Genomic DNA, 25,824 nt, shown 5'->3' on the forward strand with positions numbered 1-25,824 from the left:
AATCTGACGGCTTAGAGCTATCCCATTACTGGCTAGACTCTATAAAAATGCTTTATATTTCTGAATCATACTATACTGTAGTAAATCAAGACTGCAGTATATCAAGGAGAGAAAACGATGGATTACACGCGCAAACTGGATGAAAACGGCCAAGCTTATCTTGAAGTAAATGTTAAAGACTACTCTTTGATTTCCAATCCCATTCTTAATAAAGGCACTAGTTTTACCAACGAAGAACGAGCAGAATTCAGACTATTTGGGCTACTTCCTCCAGAGGAAAGTAATATTGTCGAGCAAAGAAACCGCTCTTATGCTGCTTTTAAAAATAAAGCAACGGACTTGGAAAAATACATCTATTTGCGTGACTTACAAGACTCCAATGAAACCTTGTACTACAGCTTACTTTGTGAACATATTACTGAAATTATGCCTATTGTCTACACACCAGTAGTAGGAGATGCCTGTTTAAATTTCAGTCACATTTATCGTCGTCCACGAGGAGTCTTCATTGCTTACCCCTACCGTGATCGTATTGATAAAATTCTTGAGAACCCCCGTTTTGATCAAGTAAAAGCCATCGTTGTTTCTGATGGAGAGCGTATTTTAGGCTTAGGCGATCAGGGAGCGGGGGGAATGGGCATACCTATTGGTAAGCTTGCCTTATATTGTGCGTGTTCCGGAATCCATCCTTCCGCCACCTTGCCCATTTTACTGGACACAGGAACCAATAATGATGAACTTAGAAAAGATCCTTTATATATCGGCTGGAGACATGAACGTATACGCGGCCAAGAATACGACGATTTTATTGAGGCGTTTATCAAAGCATTAAAAAAACGTTTTCCGCACGTTTTATTACAATGGGAAGATTTTGCATTACAAAATGCAACACGCTTATTAGAGCGTTATCGAGGGGAGCTTTGTACTTTCAACGATGATGTGCAAGGTACTGCCGCCATTGCCACAGGCACCCTCTTTTCAGCAGTACAAGTGACTGGTATTCAGTTAAAAGATCAACATATTGTTATTGTTGGAGCTGGTTCAGCCGGTTGCGGCATCGCCGAACTTATCATCCATGCAATGATGGAAGATGGCCTTTCAGAGAAAGAGGCTCGCGACAGAATTTATATGGTTGATCGCAATGGTTTATTGGTTGAAGGCATGAAAAACCTATTACCATTTCAACAAAAATTGTTAAAACCCAAACCGCTTGTTGCTAATTGGCAATGCGAACACGAAGGGATTATTAGTCTGAAAGATGTGATTAAAAACCTGCATCCGAATGCTTTAGTTGGCGTTTCTGGCCAAGCGGGTTTATTTACCGAAGACTTGATCCGAGAAATGGCCTCTCATGTGGAAAAACCAATTATCATGCCTTTGTCAAATCCAATTACCCACAGTGAAGCAATTCCCACTGACTTAATGTTATGGACTAATAATCGTGCGGTGATTGGAACAGGAAGTCCATTTGGAACAATTGTAAAAGATGGAAAAATGTTTCGCGTTGATCAGACCAATAACGTCTACATTTTCCCAGGGATGGGACTTGGTCTTGTCTCTGTAAAAGCAAAGCAAGTCACCGATAAAATGTTTATGGCTGCCGCAAAAGCGCTAGCTGCCTGTTCACCAGCCCGACATGATCCTCATGGGAATTTGTTACCACCGTTGACTGAAGTGCGTGAAGTCTCCTATCAGGTTGCCTTTGCAGTGGCTAAGGAAGCTGTTAATTCCAATTTAGCAGAGGGTTTAACTGACGAAGACATTGAAAAATGTATTCGAAAACATATCTGGACTCCGAGCTACATTCCTTATAGATATAAGTCACGGTAGTTTTGAGCCCTGCATAGGACAAAATTTAGACTCATGTCGTTGCGAGCGTCAGCGAAGCAATCCAGTTCGAGCTTTGACCAAAAATCTGCCTGGATTGCTTCACTTTGTCCGCAATGACATATAAAAATTTCGTCCTGCGCGCTAAGAGTTTTGAAGCTCCGTAAAACTGGCGTAAGCATTAATGAGAGATTATACTACTAGTTGCTTATGCCCCTGCACCATATTATCCAAGGAAAGGAACATGCTTACTTCATATCGGCTTATTTTTCTTGTTGTTTTGTTCATTTTTAATTTTAGTGCTTTTGCAAACACCGCAAAAATAGAGAAGATAGACTGTAAAAAAATAGAGGACAGTGAGCAGTGTTCGTATAAAACAGGTTCCACAACCTCTTATGTCATTACTAGTATGCCTTATGCTTTATGTGCTCAGGCGCGTTGTAAGCTAGAAGGGTCAAATGATAAAATGGCGGTATGTCAGTGCCCAATCTACGGGGTAGACTCTAAAAATTGGCAGTCTATCTCGCTTTCTGCCCAACCTTATACCGATGTAAAGCCGGCTTATGCGGATGAAACACTCAAACAAGTCACCTCCAATTTTTCACTTGCAATGGCCCCTTCCAGCAATGATTTAGCAGTTCCACATACTCAATGCACTAATAAAAAACCCACGCCCTGGGCAAATTGCTTTGGGGTGCGATGTGATGTTGCAACGAAAATCGTCAATGGTAGCAAAACAATAGAAGCTACTTGTTTATGTCCTGTTGAAACCAGTTTAAGTTATATTTCCTCCGGACCTCAAACGAGTAGCGATTGCGATTTGGGCAAACATGAAATTTGGTCTGCAGCAAAAAATGAGACAGGGATGGAACAATTTGAGTTAATTCGTCAAGCGTATAAAAACTACCAAAATTCATCCACGCAAGCGGAATTATTACATGACTAAGGGCTCCTTCACGCCAGTTGATTCCGGGATTATTCCGCGTGAAGAGGGACACTTATTTTACTCCGTTAGTGGTCAGGGCACACAAAATGTCCTTTGGATCCATGGTTTACCATTGCAGTCAGAATCCTGGTTACCCCAGTTACAGTATTTTGACAAGGACTGTCGAAATATTGTTTTTGATTTACGTGGTTACGGACGCTCATCGAAACTTCCCAAACCTTGTGACAATGTTACCGACTTATACTTGGCAGACATTTTGGCAGTGCTGGACCATTTACAGTTAAATCAACCTGTTATCGTAGGTTTTGCATCGGCTGGCCATGGGGTATTACGGTTTGCGGCCCAACACCCAGATAAACTTAGCCAGCTAATAGTAATTAATGGTTCCCCATGCTTTATGAAGCGTGAAGATTGGAATGGGGCTTTTGATGAAGTAATCCTTCACGAATGTATTCGCCAAATTGATGCCGCAAATTCACTGGAGGATATATGGGCTATTTTAAGTCAATCCGCACTGAATGAAGCATGTGGGCAGCACCTTGATCAATTAAAAGCCTGGTATGGCAGTATGGCGGCGCAGGCCGGCAAAGAGACGATTAAAGCTTTTTTCAATCATATTGCCTATGACGATGATCGTTCGCTAATGGCTAATATTTCCGTACCAACACTCATAATAAGCAGCACAATGGATCATGAAGTGCCTTCTGACACAGCTTTATTTTTGCGAAAAACGATTCCAAATGCCCAATTATGCGAAATAAATGATATTGGACATTTTGTATTTGCTACACAGTCCGGACTTGTTAACCACGTGATTAAACAATTTATCCAGCCCTCTTGCGACATTGTATTACCCAAGGATGGTGGAGCAGTCGGAGAATAAGATGTCAGGTTACATCACACCCAAGCCGTTTAATGATTTATTTTTTGATTTTACAGGCCATGCCCATGCGAATTATCCTGCCGGGCATCGCTCTATCGCTGAAGATTTAGCAAAAAAACTTGCGCAAAGTTCTGATTCGCAGAAAAAAGGACCTTTAGTCATTGCCAATTCGTTAGGCATCTATGTCTACAGTGGTGAAAAAGGACATGAACTTATTAGTTCTGCTGAATATCGAGCAGCCCCCAATAGTGGATTTTATGAAATGACCAGCCTCTCCCATGTGGGCCCAGCAATTGCTTATCTTGGTGCGCTACAGAAATGTAATGACCCTTGCTGGGAAACTCATATTGACCCCATGATTGAACATCTTCGTGCTGTTAAGGAAGTAAACTCAGCTCCCATAGAAAATCATTGGCTAACCCAATTAGCTTGTCCTGTTTGGGCAGGCAAAGAAGTCATCATAAAAAATATGTTCGATTATGCTTGTTCTTTGGCAGGAAATTACTTGTTGGGCGTTCGTAAAAAAAAACACGATTTTTGTCCACAACATCTAATAAACCATTTTTTAGAAATTAACTCCGAGCACTATCCCATTTCCTTTAACACAATTATGATTGCCACCTTTGCCCTGATTGGACAAAAGAGTCTAAGCGATGTTTATGCGGCTCTAAATCACCGCGAAATTCATTGGGAGTCGGCTAAAATCTTGTTACATAATCTAGCAGGAACAAATTATGGAGCCGGTATGACCGCAGGTTCAAACTGGCTTTACCAAGCTGTTCAATTGATTACATGTGCCAAGATGGATTCAAGGCGAATTATTATTGTCCCCTATGCACCGCTACCAGAAGAGGTTGGAAGCACATCACTTTCTGAAGATTCTTTTGATTTTCTTGCCAATCGAGTGTGGGGTAGCATTTATGCGCGGCCTATTGTAACAGAGGCTGCTTTTTCGCATATTCAGGATATCGATATTCCTTATCGCCCCCCCATCCCAGGGGATTATGAATGCACACGGGCTTCTCAAATCGATCATTTTATTAGACGACTTAAGTTTTCGACGGGAAATACGAAGGAAATGCTGTCAAATACCGTAGGGTTCTGGTTAGCTGGAGAAGCAATGGCAAAGAAATGGCAATTTCAACAGATGGATATTCCTGGTGTCACCCACGGTTTTCCAACCGGGATTTCTACCTATCCTGCACATTCACCAGAAATTAGGAACTCCTGATGCATCTGGAAGAGTATCAGCGCTTATTTACCTCAGGCGCTAGAGGGATAGAACTTTTTAAAGTGGACGGAACACTTTACTTGGCTATCCCACAGCTTGCAGAAGATATCCCACACAAACCTGCCAATATGAACGGTGGGAACAGTGATACTCAGGTATTGATTTATCGATGGCAAGAAACGCAGTTTAAATTGTTTCAGAGCCTTCCTTCCCATGGCTCAGAAGATGTACATTTTTTCTCTCTTGATGAGAAACCGCTTATTGCTGTTGCCAATATTCGCTCAGGGCAAGATCCAGATTTTAATATGTATACTGACTCGGCTGTTTATGAATGGGTAGATAATAAGTTTACATTGTTACAAAAACTGCCAAGTTTTGCAGCGAAAGGCTGTCATTTTTTTGAAAATGATGAAGAATGCTTCTTACTTCTCTCAGAAGGGGTAAGTTTAAGCCCCTCTAAAATCATAGAAGCGAATTCTCATATGTATCGTTGGAATGGCCATGCATTTGAAGCTTATCAAGCCTTGCCAGGTCTATGGGGATATAATATCGACAGCGCTTGTATTGATAATCGACTATTTGTCAGTCTGGCTGATAATAGTGTAAATTCTGTCATTTATGAATGGAAAAACAAACAGCTTTTTCCGTTTCAAGCCTTTGCAAAAAATGGCGGCGGTCGGCAAATAAAATTTTTTATGTTAAATAAAACACCCTGTATTGCGGTGGCAAATCTTTTATACGAAAGTGAAATTTATTTTTGGAATGGAAAGCGCTATGAGCCTCTTCAAACTCTACCAGGAGCAGGTTGCAGAAATATCCATGTCATGAATGTAGATAGTGAATTCTATTTATTTAGAATTAACTTTATTACTGGTACCCGTGAACGACCGAAAATCAAACAGAAAGCTAGTGTTTATCGCTGGGCCGGTAACCAGTTCGAAGAAGAAATTCAATTTATGACTTTAGGAGGTACTGCCTGCCAGAGTTTTCAAGATGGAAAAGATTATTATTTGATTGTCTCCAACAGCTTAAATGAAAAAATACGTTTCCGAGTCGACTCCATAGTTTTTAAGCTCCATTTCTAATCATTTAATGGATTGTCACTGAAAAAAATTGATGGTCTAATAGAAAATTTTAGCCCTTAGCTTTCTGGAAAGTCATGAATGTAAAAAGTAGACTCAGCTTACTATTCTTAGTGGTTGGTATCGTTAACACCGCTTTGGCACTTACTGTAAATCAATGGAAATTATCACCAGACGGTCTGGGACCTATAAAAATAGGAATGGAGCTGAAAGAGGTTGCAAAAATTAAAGGATTACAATTGTCTGGAAATAAACCAGATGCCTATGAAAGTGAACGTTGTTATACTGAAACGTTAAAAGGGGTAAAACATGTTTTACTTATGATTTCCAATGATAAAGTTGTACGAATCAGTATTAGCTCGCCCAAAATTTACACCTCAAAAGGGACTCATATCGGTGATTCAGAAGCTAAAGTTCAGGCCTTATACAGTGATAAATTAGCAGTAGAAAAGCATCGCTATGAAGAGAAAGGACATTACTTGACATTTGTAGTAAAACAGCCACAGGAAAGAGCAATTCGTTTTGAAACCGATGGCAAAAAAATTACGCGAATCTATGCAGGTCAAGCGCCTGAAGTGTATTATGTTGAGGATTGTTTATAAACCGCAATCTTTATACCTAAGGGCTTTGTTCTCTAACGAACGTCAATAAAATTCCTCCAACAATAAAAAAAGGAATGAGCATAGCCATCCCTGCTCGCTGGCTATTGGCAAATTCAGCCATAACACCTACAGCAAACGGCCCTAAAAAACTGGTTGCCTTACCGGAAAGATTATATAAACCAAACATTTGTGTAATTTCCTCGGGCTTGGCCAAACGCGCCAAAAGGGTACGGCTTGCTGCTTGTATAGGCCCTACAAAAATACCAATTGCTGGCGCAAACACCCAAAACAAAGCAGCCTTTGTTACAAACAGTAAAAAACAATAAACGCTAAGCAAACATGCTAATGCAATTAAAATTGTTTTCTTTGAACCTATCCAATCATCACACCAAGCAAATATTGCGGCACCAATACCCGCCGTAATATTAATAATAATGCCAAAAATCATAACGTCGCTTAAGCTTAGCTTAAAAGTTCCAGCAGCATAAATTCCACCCAATGCCAGCAAGGCATCAAGGCCATCAATATAAATAATACGGGCAATTAAAAACAATAATAAATCTTTTTGTAACAACAAACCTCTTAAGGTGCCCTTTAACTCCGTCCCTCCTTTTTTTATGGCCTTTCCAATAGTGAGTTTCTTTCCGGGTTGTTGTTTGACCATTAAAAACAAGGGTAAACTAAAAATAACCAGCCACATTGCCACCAATAATGTTACTGAGCGCACATTGGCACTATCCTGGGTACCAAGCCAACGGCCAATAAAACCATCAACGCAAACATACAAGGCAACAATCAAACATAAAAGCCCTCCTAAATAACCACATCCCCAAGCCCAACCTGAAATTCGGCCAAGGTAAGCCACAGGCGCCAACTTTATAAGGAAAGCGTTATAAAAAACAGCACCGACCTCCAAGGCAAAGCTGCTGAAAAAAATGCCAGTCAACGCAAGTGGAATTGATGTTTCACCGGGGTAGGCAAACCATAAACAGGCGATGGCAATGACAGCCAGATAAGTATAAAAAAATAGCCATCCTTTATGATGTCCGCCATAGTCTGCTATCGCCCCAGCGAATGGGCTGGTAATTGCTACAAAAAATGCGGAAGCAGAAATAGTATAGCCCCACAATGCCGTTCCCTTAATGACATTATCTGCAATTTCATTTGTAAAATAGGTTGCGAAAACAAACGTGAATATGACAACGAAATAAGAAGAATTGGCGAAATCATACAGTGCCCAGGCCATAATTTGTTTTATATTGCCCTGTTTAATTTCCTGAGTAACATCCATTTTTCAGTTTTTCCATACCCAATCTTGGGCAAGATCATACCCATATTTATCTTTATTGTCTCTCTATAGCCTATTTTATCCATCGCCTATTTATAGAAAATAAGTCTAATCCTTAAGGATAATTAAACTTAACCGCCAAAATGTACTATGTTTTTAATAAGGTTAATTATTTTTAGCCGCTCGTTACTATTATTTTCAGCAGTTGACAATAAAACCAGATGTGAGGGGACATAGTGATGGATAGTGTGCTTTTAGGGAAAACTACGACTGATCAACTTAAGTCACTGCTTAACCAACTGGAAGCGAGCAGACTAGGTCAACATCTTAACCAACAGGAGCTAGAGATTCTGATAGGGCACAGTAAGATAGTTAATTTTTTACCTGGAGAAGTTATCCTTAAGCAGGGAAAGCAAACAAATGGCATTTATATCATCGTTGAAGGCCAAGTGACTATTACCGCAAGGGTCATGGGGCAAGGTGTTACCAATATTGAAACATTGGGTGCTGGATCTTTTTTTGGAGAAATTTGCTTTATTGAAAAAGTACCCTGTCCAACTTCCGTAATTGCCAGCGTGCAAGTGAAATGCCTATTTATCGATGATACTTACTTTGAGTTATTATCAGCCTATTATCCTGAAATAAACTATAAAATCCTGGATACTCTTTCGCTACAGGTTTGCGGTCGTTTAAAACGCGTGCACGACAAAGTGACCGAATACATCACTAACTCTGACATGGCAAGCTTGTCTTTTTTTGGCAAAGTTGCTTACACGTTCAATCAACCCAAAACGCTTACCCTTGAAGAGGATGATAAAGAAAAGCTTATGGAAATCCCTCCTCTGACCTTTTTCTCCAAAGATGAACTGCGAGAGCTTTTTAAACACATGGAGTTGATAGAGGCCTCTAAAAACTGCAAATTAATCTATCAAGGGAAACAACAGCCTATTTGTTATATTGTGATTAAAGGTGCCGTGCAATCCAGTATTGTACATGATAACAAACAGGCAAAATTATCCGTTATTGGTCCTGAAACCCTTTTTGCGGGCGTTGCCTGTATTGATAATGATTCCTCCTATACTGTTACTTTTTTAACCTGTGAACAAGCGCTTTTACTAAAAATACCCCACACAGCGCTTAAACACTTTCAAGAAAATCATCCACAGCTTTGGTATAAGCTTTTTAGCCTTATCTGTGCTTCTTTGGTAGCATTGGAAAAATCCATCGATAAGTTGGATATCAGGCTTCATATTGAAACTTATAACAGGTAAACATTATGTGCAGAATATTATCTTATCTAGGTATGCCTATCTTGGTAGAAGAACTGCTTTATAAACCTGATAATTCTTTTATAAAACAAAGCTATCATCCCAAATATATGTCACATTTGTTAAATTTGGCAGGGTTTGGTCTTGCCGCCTGGGATCCCTCTTCACATAATCCTAAATTTCCGCATCTTTATAAAACACCTCAATTACCTTTTTATGATGAAAATTTAAAAAATTTAGCTTCAAAAATTTCTCCCCATTGTCTTCTTGCTCATTTGCGGGGTGTTTCCTATCACGAGAGGCAAATTATCTCGAATCAAAATGTGCACCCTTTTGTCTTCCCACAATCCAATGTGGCTTTAGCACATAACGGTTCGTTAAGTGATTTTTCACTCATGCGTTATGATTTATTGGAATTTATCAAACAAGACTACTGGAAATACATTACAGGAACTACCGATAGCGAATGGATTTATGCGGTTTTTTTATCACAGCTTGAAAATCCTCTGGGTAGTTACGAAACAGAAGACATTACTAAAGCAATAGTAGAAACGTTAAAAATTCTCCAACGCGTACGCGCTAAAAGGGATATTAATACCAATTCTCCCGTTAATCTTTTTATTTCAAATGGTGAATTTATTGCTGCCACCCGTTTTGTATTGGATTATGGCTGGTTTTCTGAATCCCAGTCAGCAGCGCATCTGGATTATCATTCTTTATGGTATACCTATGGCGAAAGCTATGGTTTTTATGATAATGAATATAAGATGAAAGGAAGTAATGTAAAATCCAGTATTATTATTGCCTCTGAACCCTTAACAGAAGATACGACGACCTGGCTTGAAGTGCCTGAATACACGTTGATTATTGCTCGCTATGTGGATAATGAAATAAATATCTTTTCGCAAGACATTGACATTTAATGAAGCCATGTTATTTAAACTCCGTCAGATATCGCCAACTGAGTACCCCTTGCGGAATATAGTTTACCTTCTCTATTGGACAGGTAATTAATGGGATAGCATGAGCAATTCTTATCTGTAAAAAAAGTTCATTGGGAGCCGCGGTGAGAAGGTTAATCCGCCAATGTTTCGTACTGTACCGTTTCTTCTTTTTAAATGTTTGTAAACAGGGATACTGTTCTAATTCTTCGATAAGATAACGATACTTATTTGTTTTATCTTTAAGGACACAGCCTTTTATTCTTACCTGCTGAATTATTTTATTCACGTCCTGTCCTGATACAAGACAACGCCTTTGTCCTATCAAATGCATATCTACTAACTGTTGGGCATTAAACTCTAAATCATGGAACGCTTCTTTTTTTACAGCGCGCTGATTTGCGCTCTGGTAATATAAAAACACCGTTTGCAGTCCTGATACAATAAAAAGGGACAACAGCGATAAAATGAGAAGCGTAACTAATAAAATCATCCCCTCTTGATGTTTAGGATGCTCGTGCTGCTGCTTCAATTTCTACAGTCTCACCACTCGTTAGCGTAAGCAGGATTTGCGTCATTATTCTTTGCCGCAAATGAATTGTGGCCGATAAGTTATTGATGGCTGGCGTTAATTCTTCGGCATGCTCGCGTTGGTAATACAACGCATTTTTCCCGGAATTATTTTTATGGATGAAGAAATGCTCCTCCACCCACTCCCCCAAATAAATTGGCTCCATATAGTTAAATAATAAAGATGTTTTTAATCCAATAGTTTGTCCGTCCTTATGGTGTTGAATTGCTGCAATTTCTTTTACTTCAGCATGGAAACAATCAGCAATAAGAACTGCCTGCTTTCTTTTATAAGAAGAATTTCCACCAATAGTCACTGATTTTTTATCGTAGCGCAATACGGAATTAAAAAGCTCATTCATACGATAAGTCATTAAAGATTGTGGGTGTCGCACCTCAATAGCTTTAAGCTTTTTGCCGTTGCGACTATCTATAGTTTTTAACCAACTTAAACCTATACAAGGTGTAAATCCTGCCCGCTGTACACTTTCTCTGATTAAATCATCTACCCAATCAAGTTCCAAAGCCTGCTCCAACAAATCCTGCGCCCTATAATATTGTTGTTTCACGATTAAATAATGCCCCATCAATGCCCCTAACAAAACGCTAGTAAGAAAGAGGCTCAGCATCATTTCAATCAAACCTAAACCACCATGCTTTCTCATGAATGAAATAATTTTCGTTGTAATTGACAGCAACCCCTACCCGGCAATTTAAATCCCCACGTCAGTTGCAGAATTTTTCCCTGAGGGATTGAAATCATTTTCAGGGTGAACGGTTGAGGGATCTCTGTAAGCGGTAAGCCTTGCAAAACCCGCTCTGCATTATTGTCCAATAGTCTGATGGCAAACGAACGCTGTAGTGCATACCGCAGCATTTGATTTATTTGCGCGTTCTGATGTAGAAGTGTTAAAGAAATACTAGTTACGAGCACTAACGTTATTAGTAGCTCAGTTAGAGAAAAACCTTGAGAATTTTCCATAATCCATTTTTATCCGAGGTTACTTGCACGCATAGATTAGCCGGAATAGACAAGCGAATGCAAGCCTAAGCATTCACTTTTCAGTCGCTCTTCGGTAATATCGAAAGCTTTCGGTTCTAAGGAGAGTCCGTTGTCTTGCGACTATCATCTTTTACCTCACCCAGGTATTCAAACATTACGTCCTTATATTCCAGGAAAAGCAGCTGAAGAATTAGCGCGGGAGCAAGGATTATCAGACATTATTAAACTAGCCAGTAATGAAAATCCATTAGGTTGTAGTATTAAAGCGAAAGAGGCATTGGCTAAACTTTCTGGGCTACAATTGGCAACCTACCCTTCCCCTATGAATCATCCATTGCGGTTTCGGTTATGTAAACAATTGGGCATTGACGAAGATATGCTGACGCTAAGCAATGGATCGGATCTGCTGTTTTCATTAATTTTAACCACGTTTGCCCTCCACACAGGTAAGCAAATGCTGACACATGAACATGCCTTTATTTCTTATGAAATTCAAGCCCAAACCCTAGGCATACCTGTCCAAAAAATTCCTTTATGCCCAAATTGGCAAGTGGACATTGATGCCCTGGTTAAGGCAAGTCAATTAAATAATACTGCAGTAATATTTTTGGCCAATCCAAATAACCCAACTGGCCTTTTTATTGAACCTGACAACATTAAACATCTACTGGATAATGTGCCAAGCACTACTATCGTCGTTTTAGATGAAGCCTACCATGAGTATGCTTATGATAAGGACGATCGCACTAGTCTTTATTGGTTGCAACAATATCCAAATTTAATTATTACCCGTACTTTTTCAAAAGCGTATGGTCTTGCGGGATTACGATTAGGCTACGCAATTGCCAGTCCAGAAATCACGGAATTGCTTCTACGTGTACAACCCCCTTTTGCAGTTAATCAGGCTGCACTTGAGGCAGCAAATGCAGCCATCGATGATGAAGAGTTTATTGCTAGAACAATCGCCCTTAATGAACAAGGCATGCAACAATTACAACGAGGATTTGATGCATTAAAATTAAATTATTTGCCATCCCGCTGTAATTTCATTACGCTTCACTGCGATATAAACGCATCAGTAGTCTATCAAAACTTGCTAAAAGAAGGCGTGATTGTGCGACCCTTAGCCTCTTATCAATTACCCCATCATTTGCGCATCACCATTGGAACTTCTATCCAAAATACACGTTTTCTTGATAAATTAGCACAATGTTTAGCTCAAAATTAGCGGAGAGTACCCATGAAAACTGATTTAAGTCAAAAACACTGCGAATCATGCGAAGGCATTGGCCAAGCACTCACAGCTGAACAAATAAAACATTTAATGCCACAGCTTGATACTCATTGGCAGGTACAAAGCGGCAATAAAGAAATTAAGCGCTCTTTTAAGTTTGCTAATTTTTATGAAACAATGGCCTTTGTGAATGCAATTGCCTGGATTGCTAATATTGAAAATCATCATCCTGATCTTGAAGTCGGTTATAACTACTGCCATGTGCGTTTTATGACACACGCTCTAAACGGTTTATCACATAATGACTTTATCTGTGCTGCAAAAATCGATGCTTTATTGAACTGATTTTTGTACTCCCCGCAAAGAACTTACAGGGAAAGTTCTTTGCCACATCCAGGGGATCAACTTTGTTAAAAAAATATTTTTAGACATAGTTGATCTCCTGCAAGCAAACGCTATCCACATTCATGAGCTCCTTCAAATGACATGTCGCTTTCAAGACGACGTGCGGAAACTTTTTGCGTTGTTAAACTAATAGAATATCACCTGATTTTGTTCAACTTCACTATTGTCTTCCGGAATACTCTCCTTTTGAGAATCAGATTCATCCCGGTTGCTGAATATACCATCATTAGTCCTTGCAGGATTTATAACAATACGATTTGTTTGTCGAGGACTGCTCACAGGAGGCTCTTCCATCCTCCATTTTATTTCATTATTTTTTATAAATTCATAATCTCTAAAAGCACTGTTAAGCGTTTTTATTTTTTTACATAACTCTTTTTTACTGTTTTTTTCTAAAAGTGCGTCAACAGCTGTTAATGCTGAGTATATGCCACACCCAACGGCCAAAATTAATACCGCAATTCCTAATACAGGAACTGCTGAAAACCCAGAGATGATTCCTAAACCGCCAAGCAACCCCATAAGTCCGGCACTGCATCCTGCTACTGAGCCAAAAGCACCTACAAATCCCAGAAAGGCTTGGTATGCTAGTGTACCCAGAGGCATTGATTGTTTACTTTTTATTTTTATAAAACTAATAAAAGTATTGATCGTGAGGGTAATTCTCTTATTTCTTTCCAAGTCAGGGTGGTAGATATTATTATTTATTGCAGCGAGCGCCTTGAAATAAGCAATCACAAATTCCTCTTGTTTTCCTCTAAAACTAAGGGCATGAAGCTCTCTTAATTCCTTATCCGCCTCACTAGCGACTAAATACCCTTTTTCAATCGCTTTTTTTGTCCTTCCAGTTAACTCTTCAAGAAGCCCTAAAAATTTATCATTTATCTTTTTTTCTTCCTCTTGCGATTTTTGATAGGACACATAGAAGATAGGAATGCTGATAAGAAGAAATAAAACACTGCTCACACTTCCTAATGTTAGAGCAAAAGCCCCACCGACCCCCAGACTGAGTGAAGAAAATAAAATTCCAAATAAAGGCCAGGCAACCCCAGCGCCTGTTCCTAGTCCTTCAAAAAACGGCCTGCTAAGAGACATGTTTGTTCAACCATAAATGCTGCAACCTGGTTCTTAGCAGAGGCTTATAAAATTTATTTCATTCAGCATTCTGCATTTGTATGCAATCCAGAAACCAATTGCAGCATAAAGTTTAGTAATTAAGGTCTGTCGTCAATCTCTCTTCGTTGGCTAGGCAGAAAGTCTTTTCTATCTAATCCCATTGCAACAGCCAAGGCACCTGCCACATAAATGGAAGAGTAAGTTCCAACAACAATTCCTATGATTAATGCCAGGGAGAAACCGCGAATCGTCTCCCCCCCGTAAATAAACAAAGCAACAACCACAAATAAGGTGAGCATTGAGGTCATAATTGTTCGTGACAGCGTTTGGTTAATAGAAATATTCATAATTTCCAAAGATGGCGTCCGACGAATTTTAACGAAATTTTCCCGTACCCGGTCGAAAACCACAATGGTGTCATTTAGAGAATAACCAATCACGGCGAGCAAACCTGCCAACGCTTTTAAGTCAAACTCAATGCCAAACATCGCAAACACCCCAAGAATTAAAACAGGGTCATGAATGAGGGCCACCGCAGAACTGACTGCCAGACGATACTCAAAGCGCATGCCGATATAAATCATCGTTGCAAGTAAAGAAACAAGAACAGCTAAAGCCCCTTTGGTCGCTAACTCTTGACCTACTTGAGGACCTACAAAATCAACACGTTGTTTAGTAGCTCCTGGCAATTGCTGCATTACTTTATCCACCAACACGGTCTGATCAATGTCAGCACGAGGAGCAATACTAATAAGGACATCTTTTGATGTCCCATAGCTAATCACCTGTGCTTCTTTAAAACCAGCCTTATACAAATTGTTACGAATGGTTTCAAGGTCTACTGCTTGGGGATAAGAAACCTCAATTTGGGTGCCTCCGGTAAAATCTAAGCCCCACTTTAAGCCATTAATCAATAAGGCGCCAATGGATACCACAAAAATAAGCGCAGACAACAAAGCAGTCCACTTTCGTGCACCCATGAAGTCTATCTTTGAATTTGGATTAAAAAATTCCATCTAAGCCTCGTCTCAAATACCAATCGAAAGTTTTTTTACATTACGACCGCCATAGTACCAATTCACAATGGCACGCGTGTAAGTAATACTGGTGATCATCGAGGTTAATAAACCTAATGATAAAATTACGGCAAACCCACGCACAGGCCCACTACCGATCGCAAAAAGAACAATAGCCACAATAAGTGTCGTGACATTTGCATCCACAATGGTTGAAAACGCGCGATCATAACCCGCGTGGATTGCAGCTTGCGGCGATAAGCCATTACGCAATTCTTCACGAATTCTTTCGTAAATCAGTACGTTTGCATCCACCGCCATACCCACAGTTAATACAAATGCTGCAATGCCTGGTAGTGTTAAGGTATTGCCAATTAATGACATGAGGGCACTAAGCAAAATCAAGTTTAAAAATAATGCTATGTTAGCTACCAAACCGAAAAAACGGTAATAAACGAGCATTAGGATCAAGATAAGTCCCATACCTACCTCAAGGGATATTAACCCTCGACGAATATTCTCCTTACCCAGGGAAGGTCCCACAGTGCGTTCTTCTACTGGATAAATCGCCGCAGGCAAGGCTCCAGCACGTAGTAGTAATGCTAAATTACTGGCTTCTTTACTATCAGAAAGACCTGTAATTTGGAAATTATTACCTAAGGCATTTTGAATGACTGGGGCACTAATAACTCGTTCCTCACGTTGCGTCACGCGCTTTTCAACGCCATTCACGGTATAGGTATTTGTTTTGGTTTCAACAAATACAATAGCCATACGCTTGCCAATATTTTCGCGAGTGATCTTAGTGAATAAGCTTTCGCCACCACCGCCTAATTGGACTTGCACAGCAGGTGTACCTGTTTGTTGATCAAAACTGGACACCGCACTGGTAATAGAATCCCCACTTAATACAATCTGGCGTTTCAACAGGATAGGATGGCCATTCATCATATATAATTTACTATTAACAGGAATTACCCCGGTCTGCTTAGCCAGTTGTGCATCATTTTCTTGGTCAACCAAATAAAATTGCAACGTTGCTGTTCCACCCAAAATTTGTTTGGCCCTTGCTGCGTCCTGAATACCTGGTAAATCAACGGCTACCCGTGTTGCCCCCTGCTGCTGGACTACTGCTTCCCCTACCCCTAACTCATTGACTCGATTTCGTAAAATACTCATGGTTTGATCAATCGTATTTTGACGAATTTCATTGAGCTCTGCAGGTGATAAGGCAGCTAAAACGGAGTAAGTTGCATTGGATTGGGTGATAAGCAAGTTCGGAAATTTGCTCTTAATTTCTTTTAAACCACTTTCCATGGTCGCAACATCCCGAAAACGAATATCAATTCCCTTTTCAGCAATATAGCGAATACCCACATAACGGATACCTGCTTCACGCAAATCCTGGCCGACATTTTTCATCAAACCTTCATAACGGCGACTCACGACACTATCGATATCCACTTCAAGAAGAAAATGCACCCCTCCACGCAAATCCAAACCTTGCTTCATCGGTTCAGCCCTAATGGAACTTAACCAGCTAGGAGTGGTTGGCATAAGATTTAAAGCCACCGTATAATCTGAACCTAATGCATTCTTAATTGCATCCCGAGCCAGTAATTGCGTATCCGTTGAAGCAAAACGCACTTCCAAACTTTCGCCAGAAATAACAAGTGAATCATACTTGATTTTCGCTTCATCCAGTGTCGTTTGCACTTGCTGTTTTAATTGTTCCATATCCACAGGAGATTGCGAAGAAATTTGCACCGCAGGATCTTCGCTGTACAAATTAGGAATTGCGTAAACAAGGCCAATCACCGCAATAATGACCAGCATCAGATTTTTCCACAGAGGGTATTTATTCTGCATAGTATGTCCCTAACTCAACTTAAAGGGATTTAAGAGTGCCCTTGGGCAAAATGGCGCTTACGGCATTTCGCTGAATGTTAATTTCAACATTTTCAGCAAGTGCAACTTTAACGTATTGGTCATCAATATTGACAACTTTCGCCAAAATACCACCAGAAGTAATAATTTCATCCCCTTTTTTTAATTTACTAATCATTTCACGATGTTCTTTGGCTCGTTTATTTTGTGGCCTTATTAACATGAAATAAAAGAGCACAAAAATAGCGACAATCATGATCAGCGAAAACGTTCCATCAGCCTGCCCGTGAGTTGTGGGCGCAGCAGCCATAGCATCACTTATTAAAAAACTCATACCATTCTCCTCAAATTCGCTGTTTAGTCATTGCTTCACAACATGTTTCATTTATTTGCACAGGTAAAACAAATAATAAAATCCCTGTAGCCAGACAAGGTGCGTGACATCATATCTAGATTTCTATCGCTCGTAAATGAATGTTGATAAATTCACTCCGTACATGATAAAAAAACCTGTCATATACAGAGAAAAATTCATTCATTTAAAGCGAGATTAACAGCAATGCTGGGAATAATACGCATTATGCTGAATGAGAAGACGCTGGCATAGCAAGGGCGTTTGGTGGATAAGATGATGCAAATAAGCACGAGTAAACTGTTGTTGACAGATAGGACACTTGCAGTGGGTATCTATAACGGTATGTTGATGAGTCATTTCCTCCGCACATAAATCAAGTACTCCCCTTTCACAATATACCTTTCCTGAAAAAGCATGCAGAGCGGGCAAATTAGATTCGATAGTTACAGAATGATACTGGATTAAGGTTGTGAATTGTTGCAGATTAAAATCTCCTGCCAGATAAATGGGCTTCGTATTATAACGTTCTATCTTTTCTTGCAAGGCAGCAAAGGACATGGACGGTTGATAAGTTAAATAGCAGCCGAACTGTTGTTCAGCATTTATTTCAGGGACAGTAAACACTTTAGTTGTTTTTGTTGAGAGCCCCAATAAGCCTAAATTAAAATCAGCCGGTAATACGACCACCTCTGGTTGCAATTTTTCGATGAGACGAGAAATTTCTTCCTGGCTAACCTGAATTACACTCCCATCATAAGGAGAACGAATAGTATATTTCCCTTGTTTTAAGGGAGACAATGCTGCATTTAGAACAATGGGTCCTTCCCAGGGTATATAGGTTTTTAAATTTGGCAAGCTGGATAATAGAGAAACACCTGGTTTTACCAGTAACGCCTCAAGATGACAAGAAACGGTGTTTACCCCTACTTCTTGCCAATTAGCCATTGTCAGACAACTTCCAGCTTCTGTAGTTAATATTGGAATATAGGTTGGCATAGTTCGGTGATTCATTAAAATCCTTAAAGCAGTAAGCTGGCATCCCCATAGCTAAAAAAACGATATTTTTCAGCAATGGCTTCCTTATAGAGAGCCATAGCCTGGGCATGCCCTATAAATGCAGCAACCAACATTAGCAATGTTGACTCTGGAAGATGAAAGTTTGTTAGCAGGCCATCGCAAATTTGAAACCGATATCCTGGGTAAATAAAAATACTCGTGTCTCCCTGACAAGCTTGTAATTTCCCTTCATAGGCGGCGCTTTCCAAACTGCGTAGTGCTGTTGTCCCTACTGCTATAACGCGTTTGCCCGATGCACGCGTTGCATTAACCTGCTCTGCTAATTCTTTACTGATGGTGAATTGTTCGCTGTGCATTTTATGTTCTTGAATATTATCGCAACGAACTGGCCGAAAAGTACCTGCGCCGACATGCAATGTTGAATAACCAAGATTTACACCTTTCTCTTTGATTCCCTTAAGAAGCACTTCATCAAAATGTAAGCCGGCAGTTGGAGCCGCTACGGAACCGTTATGCAGCGCGTAAACGGTTTGATACCGTTGTAAATCTAATCTTTCATCCGGGCGATTGATGTAAAGCGGCAAGGGAATATGCCCAATTTCTTGCAGCATTGTCTCTACCTCACCGACTGCCCGACAGTGGTATAAATCATCAAGTTTGGCAATCACCTCAACAATCCAGCCTTTATCAAGATGAATCAAAGAACCCGCCTTCGGTGCTTTACTGGCTTTAATATGAGCAAGAAATGTCTCTTCCCCTTGTAAACGCTCCACCAAGAGTTCTACTTTACCCCCACTGGCTTTTTTGCCAAACAATCGCGCCGGAATAACTTTGCTGTTGTTCATGACCAATAAATCACCGGCTTCTAAAAATTCAGCAATTCCCTTAAAGTGATGGTGGCTACGACACCCGGTTTGACGATTATACACGAGTAACCTTGAATCGCTGCGATTAGGAAGGGGGTATTGAGCAATTAACTCTTCTGGCAAATCAAAGTAAAAATCTTGTTTCTTCATTTTTCAACCTGACAACTAACTGACATATTATATACCCATTTTGCTTAAAGTATGATATCTAAAGGTTAAGAATTTCAGTTTTAAAAAGATAAGGAAATTAAATGTTAGTGACATTTTACAGTGAAGCATATGAAAATATCGTGATGTTTGGCCATATCGCCCAGCATTTATTAAAGCTCATGGGTCATAGTGGCGCTGTTCCGGGTGCGATTTTGGCTAAAGATGTTCCAGACGCTTTATCTCGATTGCAACAGGGTATTGAAAACGAAAAAAATCCACCTTCAACCCCTGAAACTGGGAATAATGACGATGATGAACCCCCAGTTAGTTTGGCACACCGGGCACTTCCTTTAATCAACATGCTAAAAGCAGCAAGTACTAAACAATGTAATGTAATGTGGAAATAACTGCCGTTTTTATACCCACTCCCCAAACATCCCAGCGCGTCATCTTAAGTCTGGCGCGTTGGAGCCGTTTGGTGTTTTAAATCCTTCCTTCCTATCGCGCTCAAGAATATTCAATAAATTTGGGATAAAGTGGTAGGGATCAAATCTATTGAATAAATGTTAATTAATGCCGTATCCCAGAGCTATCCTGTTACTGAATACTTAATAAGGCTATTCATGGTACTATACTAATTTTAATCGGTACTGTTACTTTAAACCATGCTAACTTTGCGTCAAATTACGCTTTCTCGCGGCAATAAAATTCTTCTTGAAAATGCCAGCACAGCCCTGCATGACAAGCAAAAAATTGGGCTGGTTGGCCATAATGGATGTGGCAAATCAAGTTTATTTGCTTTAATTCTAGGTGAATTAACGGCTGATGCTGGTGAATGCCTTATGAATTCCCAACTGCGCATTAGCCATCTTTCCCAGCAACTCCCTGACAGCAACCAACTTGCCTTGGATTTTGTCCTCGCTGGCGATGAAGACTACATAATGCTCCAACAGCGACTGGCATCTGCTGAGCATAATCAAAGCCATGATGAAGTGTTGCTATGCCATGAATTACTAACCCAGACAGGCGGCTACAGTAAACCTGCAAAAGCAGCCTCTATCATGGCAGGCCTTGGATTTAAAGCGGAAGAACAAAAAAAACCGGTTAACAGTTTTTCAGGGGGCTGGCGGATGCGTCTTAGCCTGGCACGCTGTTTAATGAAACCAGCCGATCTATTATTGCTGGATGAGCCGACTAACCATCTCGATATGGAAGCCATTTTTTGGCTTGAAAAATGGTTAAAGCAATGCCCTAGCAGTATTTTGTTAATTTCACACGATCGGGAATTTTTAGATGCTTTTGTAACGCATATTCTGCATATTGAACAACGGACCATGACTTTATACAGCGGGAACTACAGCTGTTTTGAACAAACCAGAGCCCAACAGCTGGCTTTACAGCAGATGATGTATGAAAAGCAACAACAAAAAATTACTCATCTCATGTCTTTTGTGAATCGTTTTCGAGCGAAAGCAACGAAAGCTAAACAAGCGCAAAGCCGATTAAATGCGATTGCCAAAATGGATATCGTTGCGCAAGCTCAAGTCGATTCTCCATTTTCATTTAATTTTTATCCATGCCCCAGGGCTGGAAACCCACTCCTTCGCTGTGAACAAGTCAGTGCAGGTTATAATGACAACACGATCATATTAAAAAAACTTAATTTAGTCCTTAATCCTGGGGATAGAATCGCTTTACTTGGTCCCAATGGTGAAGGGAAATCGACCTTAATTAAAACATTAACAGGCACTTTACCCCCTTTGTCAGGTCATCTTTACCACTCACCTAACCTCCACATAGGTTATTATGCCCAACATCAATTAGATGAGCTGGATAATAGCTTAAGCCCGCTCGCAACCATTCAGGCACTTTCACCAGATGCCAGGGAACAAGCTATTCGCGATTATCTAGGAGGGTTTAATTTTATCGGTGACATGGCAGTCAAGCCCATCCAACATTTTTCAGGCGGAGAAAAAGCCCGGCTTGCCCTGGCAAAACTTGTTTGGCAAAAACCAAACCTTTTATTATTAGATGAGCCCACTAACCATCTGGATTTAGAGATGCGGGCAGCGATAGAAATTGCCTTGCAAAGCTATGAGGGTGCTTTGATTTTAATTTCGCATGATCGCCATCTTCTCCGAACCACTGTTGATGATTTTTATCTGGTCTATCATAAACAAGTAGAAGCATTTAAAGGAGACTTAGACGATTATCACAACTGGCTGCAAACAAGAGAGTCTGCAAAAGAGTCATCTGCAACCAACAATAATCAATATCGTGAAAAAAAGTCCCTACAGAATCGCATGAAAAAACTGGAATTATTAGTTGAACAAGTTAGCAAACAATTAGTTAATATTGAGCATGAATTATCTGATCTCTCACTCTATGAAGAGGGTCAGCAACAACAATTACAAAAGCTGCTAGGGCAACAAAAAAAGTTACAACAAGAACTGCTTACTACGGAAGAAGAATGGCTAAATGTTATCACTGAGCTTGAACAATTTTAATCGCTCAACAAACTAAATATACTAAATGGTTTAAATTAGCAATTTATGGATACCGCTGACAATAAGCGGTGTGTAGAAAGAAGATATACAAGCTATAAGACAATAAGGAGACACGAATGCGGTTGCGTAAAATTTTTGCCACTTTATTAAGTGTATGTAGCCCTTTTATTGCAATGTCGGCAACCGATGTAAATGCTGCTGCACTACATCTTAACTGGTTGGATAAAACCGTGAAGCCAGGTGAGAATTTCTTTGCTTATGCGAATGGGAACTGGCAAAAGCAAAATCCCATCCCTCCTGAATACGAAAGTTGGGGTACGTTTTATATCCTTCAGGACAAGCTTCAAGACGTTATTCACCAAATGTTAATCTCAGCAGCAAACAATAAACAGGCAAAACCAGGCAGCATCGAACAAAAAGTAGGCGATTTTTACTTTAGTGGCATGGACGAGGCGCTCGTTAACAAAGTAGGGGCAACCCCTTTAACTCCTGAATTTAATCGCATTGATGCAATTAAAAATACTGACGATTTGCAAGCAACGATAGCACATTTGCAAATGGTTGGTGTTGATGCCCTTTTTAATTTTGGCAGCATGCAGGATTTTAAAAATAGCCAGGAAATGATTGGCGCAGCCATTCAAGGTGGTATTGGGCTACCTGATCGTGATTATTACTTAAAAGAAGAAAAGAAATTTGTACAAATTCGTGCCATATATCTTGAACATTTAAAGAAAATGTTTGAATTGCTTGGTGATGCACCACCAAAAGCTGCCCAAGAAGCAAAAACTGTCATGGCAATTGAAACGGCTCTTGCTAAAGCTTCTTTATCACAAACTGAATTACGAGACCCTTATGCGATTTATCATATGATGGACCATAAACAGTTAGCTGCAACAACTCCCTATTTCTCTTGGCCAAGCTACTTAACCGCAATAGGACAACCAAAACTTCAATCCATCAACCTGGCTACCCCTGAATTTTTCAAAAAAATAAATGACATGTTGGCAGCCATTGCTTTAGAAGATTGGAAAATATACCTGCGTTGGCGCTTGATTGATTCCTTTGCACCTTACTTGTCCCAACCTTTTGTTGACCAGAATTTCAAAATGGTCTCAGCGATTGGTGGAGCTGAAAAAATATTGCCTCGCTGGAAACGGGTCGTAAACACTGAAAATGGCGCTTTAGGTTTTGCCATTGGCAAACTCTATGTGGAGAAGTATTTCTCCCCTGCCGAGAAACAACAAGTTCTTGAAATTCTGCAAAATATTCGCACTGCCTTGCGGGAAGATTTACAAACGCTTGGCTGGATGACACCTGAGACCCGTCAGGCTGCCCTTAAGAAGTTGGATTTAATGGAAGAACGCGTTGGCTATCCAGAAAAATGGTGGGATTACTCCACCTTAAAAATTGATCGCGGCCCTTATGTGTTAAATGTTATTCGTGCTAATGAATTCCTTATCAAGCGGGATCTTGACAAAATTGGTAAGCCTGTTGATCGAACTGAATGGCATATGACGCCGCAAACGATCAATGCCTATTACGATCCGTCAATGAATAACATTAATCTTCCTGCTGGCATTCTTCAACCGCCTTTTTTTGATCCTAAGGCGCCTGCAGCCGTTAATTATGGCGCTATCGGTTTTATTATTGGCCATGAGATAACCCATGGTTTTGATGACAAAGGGGCTTTATTCGATGGCCATGGTAATTTAAAAAATTGGTGGACACCGGAGGATTTAAAAAAATTTCAAGCGGCGACCCATTGCATTGCTGAACAATTTTCGCAATATAAAGTAAATGGTGATTTAGCGGTTCAAGGGGATCTTGTTGTTGGTGAAGCGACTGCCGATCTAGGTGGTTTAACCTTAGCCTATAAAGCATTTCAATCCTCCAAAGCGTATAAAAATGCTAAAACGATTGAAGGTTTTACTCCAGAGCAACAGTTCTTTTTGGGCTCAGCGCATGTTTGGGCCAGCAATATTCGTCCTGAAAAAGCCAGACATTTGGTGACTACCGATCCACATCCACCCATGGTATATCGCGTTAATGGAACTTTGGCGAATATGCCTCAATTCCAGCTTGCCTTTGCACTGGAAGAGGGTAGCCCCATGGTGAACAAAAATAGATGTACTATTTGGTAAATTCGCTTCGATTATTGACTAAACACCGACAGCCTGGTTGCTGCAAGCCTCAACCAGGCTACAATATGACGTGATGGCAACTTTAACTAAAACAATAAAGGTTGCGTTAAAATTTCCATGTCATGCGCTAACATACGTCGATTAGCACGAAAATAAGTCATGGGTGAATGCTCAAGTAAATCCGAGAACTTTTCCATATAAATACAGGCATAACGGTCCACTTGATAAGCAAAATAAGTCTCTTCCGCACCCGCGCGAAACACTCGCCCCCAGTGAGCGTTATAGAATGTCTGTTCTTCTTTAAGCAATTTAGTTATTTGGACATCCAATTCAGAGATTTGCTGTTGAATTTCACCAATTTGCTCATTAAATTCAGTAGTGCCCTCCTCGATACAACGACTGTAAAGCTCACTATTTTTTTGCTCTAATGTTTTTTTAACATCCATTGCTTCAACAATTTTCTTTTCTATAGGGAAGGCTTTTCTTTGGGATTCAATCTCTTCCCCTAATTCCTCAACAACCAAGGCTGTGCGCCAGTTACAATCTTTTTTCAAGCGTAGGATATCACCATAAATATGGTCACCAATATATAAAATTTCATCACCATTAATTGCCAAATCTTCAGTAAATTTTCGGGCATTCCCCCCTTGATAAACCCCAGGGACAATGGCACCCTCCGCATTTGTCATTGAACCATCTTGAGGGTTAATGGATAAAAAGCGTAAATTGTCATAAAAGAAACGCGGTTTATGCGCCAAAGTAATTACAAACTCAAACAGATCCCGCCAAGTTTCACCTTTTTCCAGAAAAGGAGACAGGGCATAGTCTAATAAAATATTGGTGTAATAATATTCGGAGTTGGTTAATACAAAGAATTTCTTCCCATACCGGATATACCGTTTAAGCCCTTCTACAACAGCTTTCTCCCTTAAAACATACTCTTCCATGTTTTGAGTTATATAGCCTTTCAAGCTCCCATCCGCATGAGCTTTATCCACTGAACTTATTACATCCAGGGCAATGGTTGCATAACTCGGTAATTCATCTGGGCGCTCATCTTTTAAATCGATAAGCTGGCTATAGAGCACACAAAACGCAATGGAAAATGACGTATCAATGGCAATGTAATTTCGATCTTTTAAATCCACATAAATACTACGGTAAATTTTTTTTTGTTCTGCAAAACTAATTTCTTTAGTTCCATGGTAACTTTGGCGAATCGCCGCATAGCGGCTAAGTTTTAAAATGTTACCGTTTTTACTGTCGATAATTAAGCCGCGAATCGAGCTATCAAAATTAAATTTAAATTTGCGAATCTCTTCAGGATACCCTTTATCATGAATTAATTTCTCTACTACCAACTTATATACCAGCGCTTCAAAATTTTTAGTATTGTAGCGGATTAACGTGTGATCCATATCCAAGCCAATGTATTTAATCTTTCTCATGTTTAAGATACGGTTTACAAAAACTTTTTGATTCATGCTTT

General features: G+C 40.0%; 24 protein-coding genes. 13 read left to right on the top strand and 11 right to left on the bottom strand.

Going from position 1 to position 25,824, the window contains the following annotated elements; genetic code table 11:
* Positions 1-117 precede the first annotated feature (117 nt).
* From Ljam_RS05905 to Ljam_RS05930, 6 genes are all read left to right on the top strand, one after another.
* Positions 118-1,830, top strand: coding sequence for an NAD-dependent malic enzyme (locus Ljam_RS05905; protein WP_058449202.1), 1,713 nt, complete (start codon positions 118-120; stop codon positions 1,828-1,830).
* A gap of 241 nt (positions 1,831-2,071) precedes the next feature.
* On the top strand, positions 2,072-2,773 hold the full coding sequence (locus Ljam_RS05910) for a hypothetical protein (RefSeq protein ID WP_058449203.1): 702 nt from the start codon (positions 2,072-2,074) through the stop codon (positions 2,771-2,773).
* Entirely contained in the window at positions 2,766-3,656 is an 891-nt protein-coding gene (locus Ljam_RS05915; protein ID WP_058449204.1) for an alpha/beta fold hydrolase, read from the top strand. Before Ljam_RS05910 ends, Ljam_RS05915 begins: the two co-directional genes overlap by 8 nt.
* A 1-nt stretch (position 3,657) precedes the next feature.
* On the top strand, positions 3,658-4,887 hold the full coding sequence (locus tag Ljam_RS05920; RefSeq protein WP_058449205.1) for a DUF5624 domain-containing protein: 1,230 nt from the start codon (positions 3,658-3,660) through the stop codon (positions 4,885-4,887).
* Positions 4,887-5,972: a hypothetical protein gene (locus Ljam_RS05925; protein WP_058449206.1), complete on the top strand. Its 1,086-nt coding sequence runs from the start codon at positions 4,887-4,889 to the stop codon at positions 5,970-5,972. Before Ljam_RS05920 ends, Ljam_RS05925 begins: the two co-directional genes overlap by 1 nt.
* A 74-nt stretch (positions 5,973-6,046) precedes the next feature.
* Positions 6,047-6,571, top strand: coding sequence for a hypothetical protein (locus tag Ljam_RS05930; RefSeq protein ID WP_058449207.1), 525 nt, complete (start codon positions 6,047-6,049; stop codon positions 6,569-6,571).
* A 16-nt stretch (positions 6,572-6,587) separates the two neighbouring features.
* On the opposite strand, the gene Ljam_RS05935 is transcribed toward Ljam_RS05930, so the two are convergent.
* A complete protein-coding gene (locus tag Ljam_RS05935) occupies positions 6,588-7,862 on the bottom strand; it encodes an MFS transporter (protein WP_058449208.1) in 1,275 nt (424 codons plus the stop codon).
* Between the two features lie 236 nt (positions 7,863-8,098).
* Here Ljam_RS05935 and Ljam_RS05940 point away from each other — a divergent pair, with 236 nt between their 5' ends.
* Together Ljam_RS05940 and Ljam_RS05945 are read left to right on the top strand one after the other, a co-directional pair.
* Positions 8,099-9,130, top strand: coding sequence for a cyclic nucleotide-binding domain-containing protein (locus tag Ljam_RS05940; RefSeq protein ID WP_058449209.1), 1,032 nt, complete (start codon positions 8,099-8,101; stop codon positions 9,128-9,130).
* A 5-nt stretch (positions 9,131-9,135) separates the two neighbouring features.
* Positions 9,136-10,050, top strand: a complete 915-nt coding sequence (locus Ljam_RS05945) for a class II glutamine amidotransferase (protein ID WP_058449210.1) — start codon at positions 9,136-9,138, stop codon at positions 10,048-10,050.
* A 10-nt stretch (positions 10,051-10,060) separates the two neighbouring features.
* Here Ljam_RS05945 and Ljam_RS05950 read toward each other — a convergent pair whose 3' ends face one another.
* Genes Ljam_RS05950 through Ljam_RS05960 form a run of 3 tightly spaced genes read right to left on the bottom strand, consistent with a single transcriptional unit; the run spans position 10,061 to position 11,620 of the window.
* Positions 10,061-10,561, bottom strand: coding sequence for a hypothetical protein (locus Ljam_RS05950; protein WP_058449211.1), 501 nt, complete (start codon positions 10,559-10,561; stop codon positions 10,061-10,063).
* A 13-nt stretch (positions 10,562-10,574) separates the two neighbouring features.
* A complete protein-coding gene (locus Ljam_RS05955; protein WP_058449212.1) occupies positions 10,575-11,303 on the bottom strand; it encodes a PulJ/GspJ family protein in 729 nt (242 codons plus the stop codon).
* Positions 11,300-11,620 (bottom strand): type IV pilus modification PilV family protein, encoded by a 321-nt coding sequence (locus tag Ljam_RS05960; protein ID WP_058449213.1) that lies wholly within the window; start codon positions 11,618-11,620, stop codon positions 11,300-11,302. Before Ljam_RS05960 ends, Ljam_RS05955 begins: the two co-directional genes overlap by 4 nt.
* A gap of 130 nt (positions 11,621-11,750) precedes the next feature.
* Here Ljam_RS05960 and hisC point away from each other — a divergent pair, with 130 nt between their 5' ends.
* Positions 11,751-12,869: a histidinol-phosphate transaminase gene (hisC, locus tag Ljam_RS05965; RefSeq protein WP_058449214.1), complete on the top strand. Its 1,119-nt coding sequence runs from the start codon at positions 11,751-11,753 to the stop codon at positions 12,867-12,869.
* Between the two features lie 12 nt (positions 12,870-12,881).
* Positions 12,882-13,220: a 4a-hydroxytetrahydrobiopterin dehydratase gene (locus Ljam_RS05970; RefSeq protein ID WP_058449215.1), complete on the top strand. Its 339-nt coding sequence runs from the start codon at positions 12,882-12,884 to the stop codon at positions 13,218-13,220.
* A 186-nt stretch (positions 13,221-13,406) separates the two neighbouring features.
* Here Ljam_RS05970 and Ljam_RS05975 read toward each other — a convergent pair whose 3' ends face one another.
* The 6 genes from Ljam_RS05975 to queA all read right to left on the bottom strand — a co-directional run bounded on the left by Ljam_RS05975 (position 13,407) and on the right by queA (position 19,687).
* Positions 13,407-14,246, bottom strand: a complete 840-nt coding sequence (locus Ljam_RS05975; RefSeq protein ID WP_131762436.1) for a hypothetical protein — start codon at positions 14,244-14,246, stop codon at positions 13,407-13,409.
* Between the two features lie 248 nt (positions 14,247-14,494).
* Entirely contained in the window at positions 14,495-15,412 is a 918-nt protein-coding gene (gene secF / locus Ljam_RS05980) for a protein translocase subunit SecF (protein ID WP_058449217.1), read from the bottom strand.
* Between the two features lie 12 nt (positions 15,413-15,424).
* Complete coding sequence (gene secD, locus Ljam_RS05985) at positions 15,425-17,281, bottom strand: protein translocase subunit SecD (RefSeq protein WP_058449218.1); 1,857 nt, start codon at positions 17,279-17,281, stop codon at positions 15,425-15,427.
* Between the two features lie 19 nt (positions 17,282-17,300).
* Positions 17,301-17,633, bottom strand: coding sequence for a preprotein translocase subunit YajC (gene yajC / locus Ljam_RS05990; protein ID WP_058449219.1), 333 nt, complete (start codon positions 17,631-17,633; stop codon positions 17,301-17,303).
* 216 nt (positions 17,634-17,849) lie between these two features.
* Positions 17,850-18,665, bottom strand: coding sequence for a tRNA guanosine transglycosylase family protein (locus Ljam_RS05995; protein WP_058449220.1), 816 nt, complete (start codon positions 18,663-18,665; stop codon positions 17,850-17,852).
* 8 nt (positions 18,666-18,673) lie between these two features.
* Positions 18,674-19,687 (bottom strand): tRNA preQ1(34) S-adenosylmethionine ribosyltransferase-isomerase QueA, encoded by a 1,014-nt coding sequence (gene queA / locus Ljam_RS06000; protein ID WP_058449221.1) that lies wholly within the window; start codon positions 19,685-19,687, stop codon positions 18,674-18,676.
* A gap of 101 nt (positions 19,688-19,788) precedes the next feature.
* Here queA and Ljam_RS06005 point away from each other — a divergent pair, with 101 nt between their 5' ends.
* From Ljam_RS06005 to Ljam_RS06015, 3 genes are all read left to right on the top strand, one after another.
* Positions 19,789-20,094 (top strand): DUF1840 domain-containing protein, encoded by a 306-nt coding sequence (locus Ljam_RS06005; RefSeq protein ID WP_058449222.1) that lies wholly within the window; start codon positions 19,789-19,791, stop codon positions 20,092-20,094.
* A 258-nt stretch (positions 20,095-20,352) separates the two neighbouring features.
* Positions 20,353-22,194 carry an ABC-F family ATP-binding cassette domain-containing protein gene (locus tag Ljam_RS06010; RefSeq protein WP_058449223.1) on the top strand — a complete coding sequence of 614 codons (1,842 nt, stop codon included), beginning with the start codon at positions 20,353-20,355 and terminating at the stop codon, positions 22,192-22,194.
* 116 nt (positions 22,195-22,310) lie between these two features.
* Entirely contained in the window at positions 22,311-24,335 is a 2,025-nt protein-coding gene (locus Ljam_RS06015) for a M13 family metallopeptidase (protein WP_058449224.1), read from the top strand.
* Between the two features lie 86 nt (positions 24,336-24,421).
* On the opposite strand, the gene Ljam_RS06020 is transcribed toward Ljam_RS06015, so the two are convergent.
* A complete protein-coding gene (locus tag Ljam_RS06020) occupies positions 24,422-25,819 on the bottom strand; it encodes an HAD-IG family 5'-nucleotidase (RefSeq protein WP_058449225.1) in 1,398 nt (465 codons plus the stop codon).
* Between the last annotated feature and the right edge of the window lie 5 nt (positions 25,820-25,824).

Source organism: Legionella jamestowniensis (assembly GCF_001467745.1).
In the GTDB taxonomy this organism is placed as follows: Bacteria; Pseudomonadota; Gammaproteobacteria; order Legionellales; family Legionellaceae; genus Tatlockia; species Tatlockia jamestowniensis.

Coding starts and splice junctions, on each gene's coding strand:
- Ljam_RS05905 (WP_058449202.1), top strand. CDS start 118: ATGGATTACACGCGCAAACTGGATGAAAACGGCCAAGCTTATCTTGAA.
- Ljam_RS05910 (WP_058449203.1), top strand. CDS start 2,072: ATGCTTACTTCATATCGGCTTATTTTTCTTGTTGTTTTGTTCATTTTT.
- Ljam_RS05915 (WP_058449204.1), top strand. CDS start 2,766: ATGACTAAGGGCTCCTTCACGCCAGTTGATTCCGGGATTATTCCGCGT.
- Ljam_RS05920 (WP_058449205.1), top strand. CDS start 3,658: ATGTCAGGTTACATCACACCCAAGCCGTTTAATGATTTATTTTTTGAT.
- Ljam_RS05925 (WP_058449206.1), top strand. CDS start 4,887: ATGCATCTGGAAGAGTATCAGCGCTTATTTACCTCAGGCGCTAGAGGG.
- Ljam_RS05930 (WP_058449207.1), top strand. CDS start 6,047: ATGAATGTAAAAAGTAGACTCAGCTTACTATTCTTAGTGGTTGGTATC.
- Ljam_RS05935 (WP_058449208.1), bottom strand. CDS start 7,862: ATGGATGTTACTCAGGAAATTAAACAGGGCAATATAAAACAAATTATG.
- Ljam_RS05940 (WP_058449209.1), top strand. CDS start 8,099: ATGGATAGTGTGCTTTTAGGGAAAACTACGACTGATCAACTTAAGTCA.
- Ljam_RS05945 (WP_058449210.1), top strand. CDS start 9,136: ATGTGCAGAATATTATCTTATCTAGGTATGCCTATCTTGGTAGAAGAA.
- Ljam_RS05950 (WP_058449211.1), bottom strand. CDS start 10,561: ATGATTTTATTAGTTACGCTTCTCATTTTATCGCTGTTGTCCCTTTTT.
- Ljam_RS05955 (WP_058449212.1), bottom strand. CDS start 11,303: ATGAGAAAGCATGGTGGTTTAGGTTTGATTGAAATGATGCTGAGCCTC.
- Ljam_RS05960 (WP_058449213.1), bottom strand. CDS start 11,620: ATGGAAAATTCTCAAGGTTTTTCTCTAACTGAGCTACTAATAACGTTA.
- Ljam_RS05970 (WP_058449215.1), top strand. CDS start 12,882: ATGAAAACTGATTTAAGTCAAAAACACTGCGAATCATGCGAAGGCATT.
- secF (WP_058449217.1), bottom strand. CDS start 15,412: ATGGAATTTTTTAATCCAAATTCAAAGATAGACTTCATGGGTGCACGA.
- secD (WP_058449218.1), bottom strand. CDS start 17,281: ATGCAGAATAAATACCCTCTGTGGAAAAATCTGATGCTGGTCATTATT.
- yajC (WP_058449219.1), bottom strand. CDS start 17,633: ATGAGTTTTTTAATAAGTGATGCTATGGCTGCTGCGCCCACAACTCAC.
- Ljam_RS05995 (WP_058449220.1), bottom strand. CDS start 18,665: ATGAATCACCGAACTATGCCAACCTATATTCCAATATTAACTACAGAA.
- queA (WP_058449221.1), bottom strand. CDS start 19,687: ATGAAGAAACAAGATTTTTACTTTGATTTGCCAGAAGAGTTAATTGCT.
- Ljam_RS06005 (WP_058449222.1), top strand. CDS start 19,789: ATGTTAGTGACATTTTACAGTGAAGCATATGAAAATATCGTGATGTTT.
- Ljam_RS06010 (WP_058449223.1), top strand. CDS start 20,353: ATGCTAACTTTGCGTCAAATTACGCTTTCTCGCGGCAATAAAATTCTT.
- Ljam_RS06015 (WP_058449224.1), top strand. CDS start 22,311: ATGCGGTTGCGTAAAATTTTTGCCACTTTATTAAGTGTATGTAGCCCT.
- Ljam_RS06020 (WP_058449225.1), bottom strand. CDS start 25,819: ATGAATCAAAAAGTTTTTGTAAACCGTATCTTAAACATGAGAAAGATT.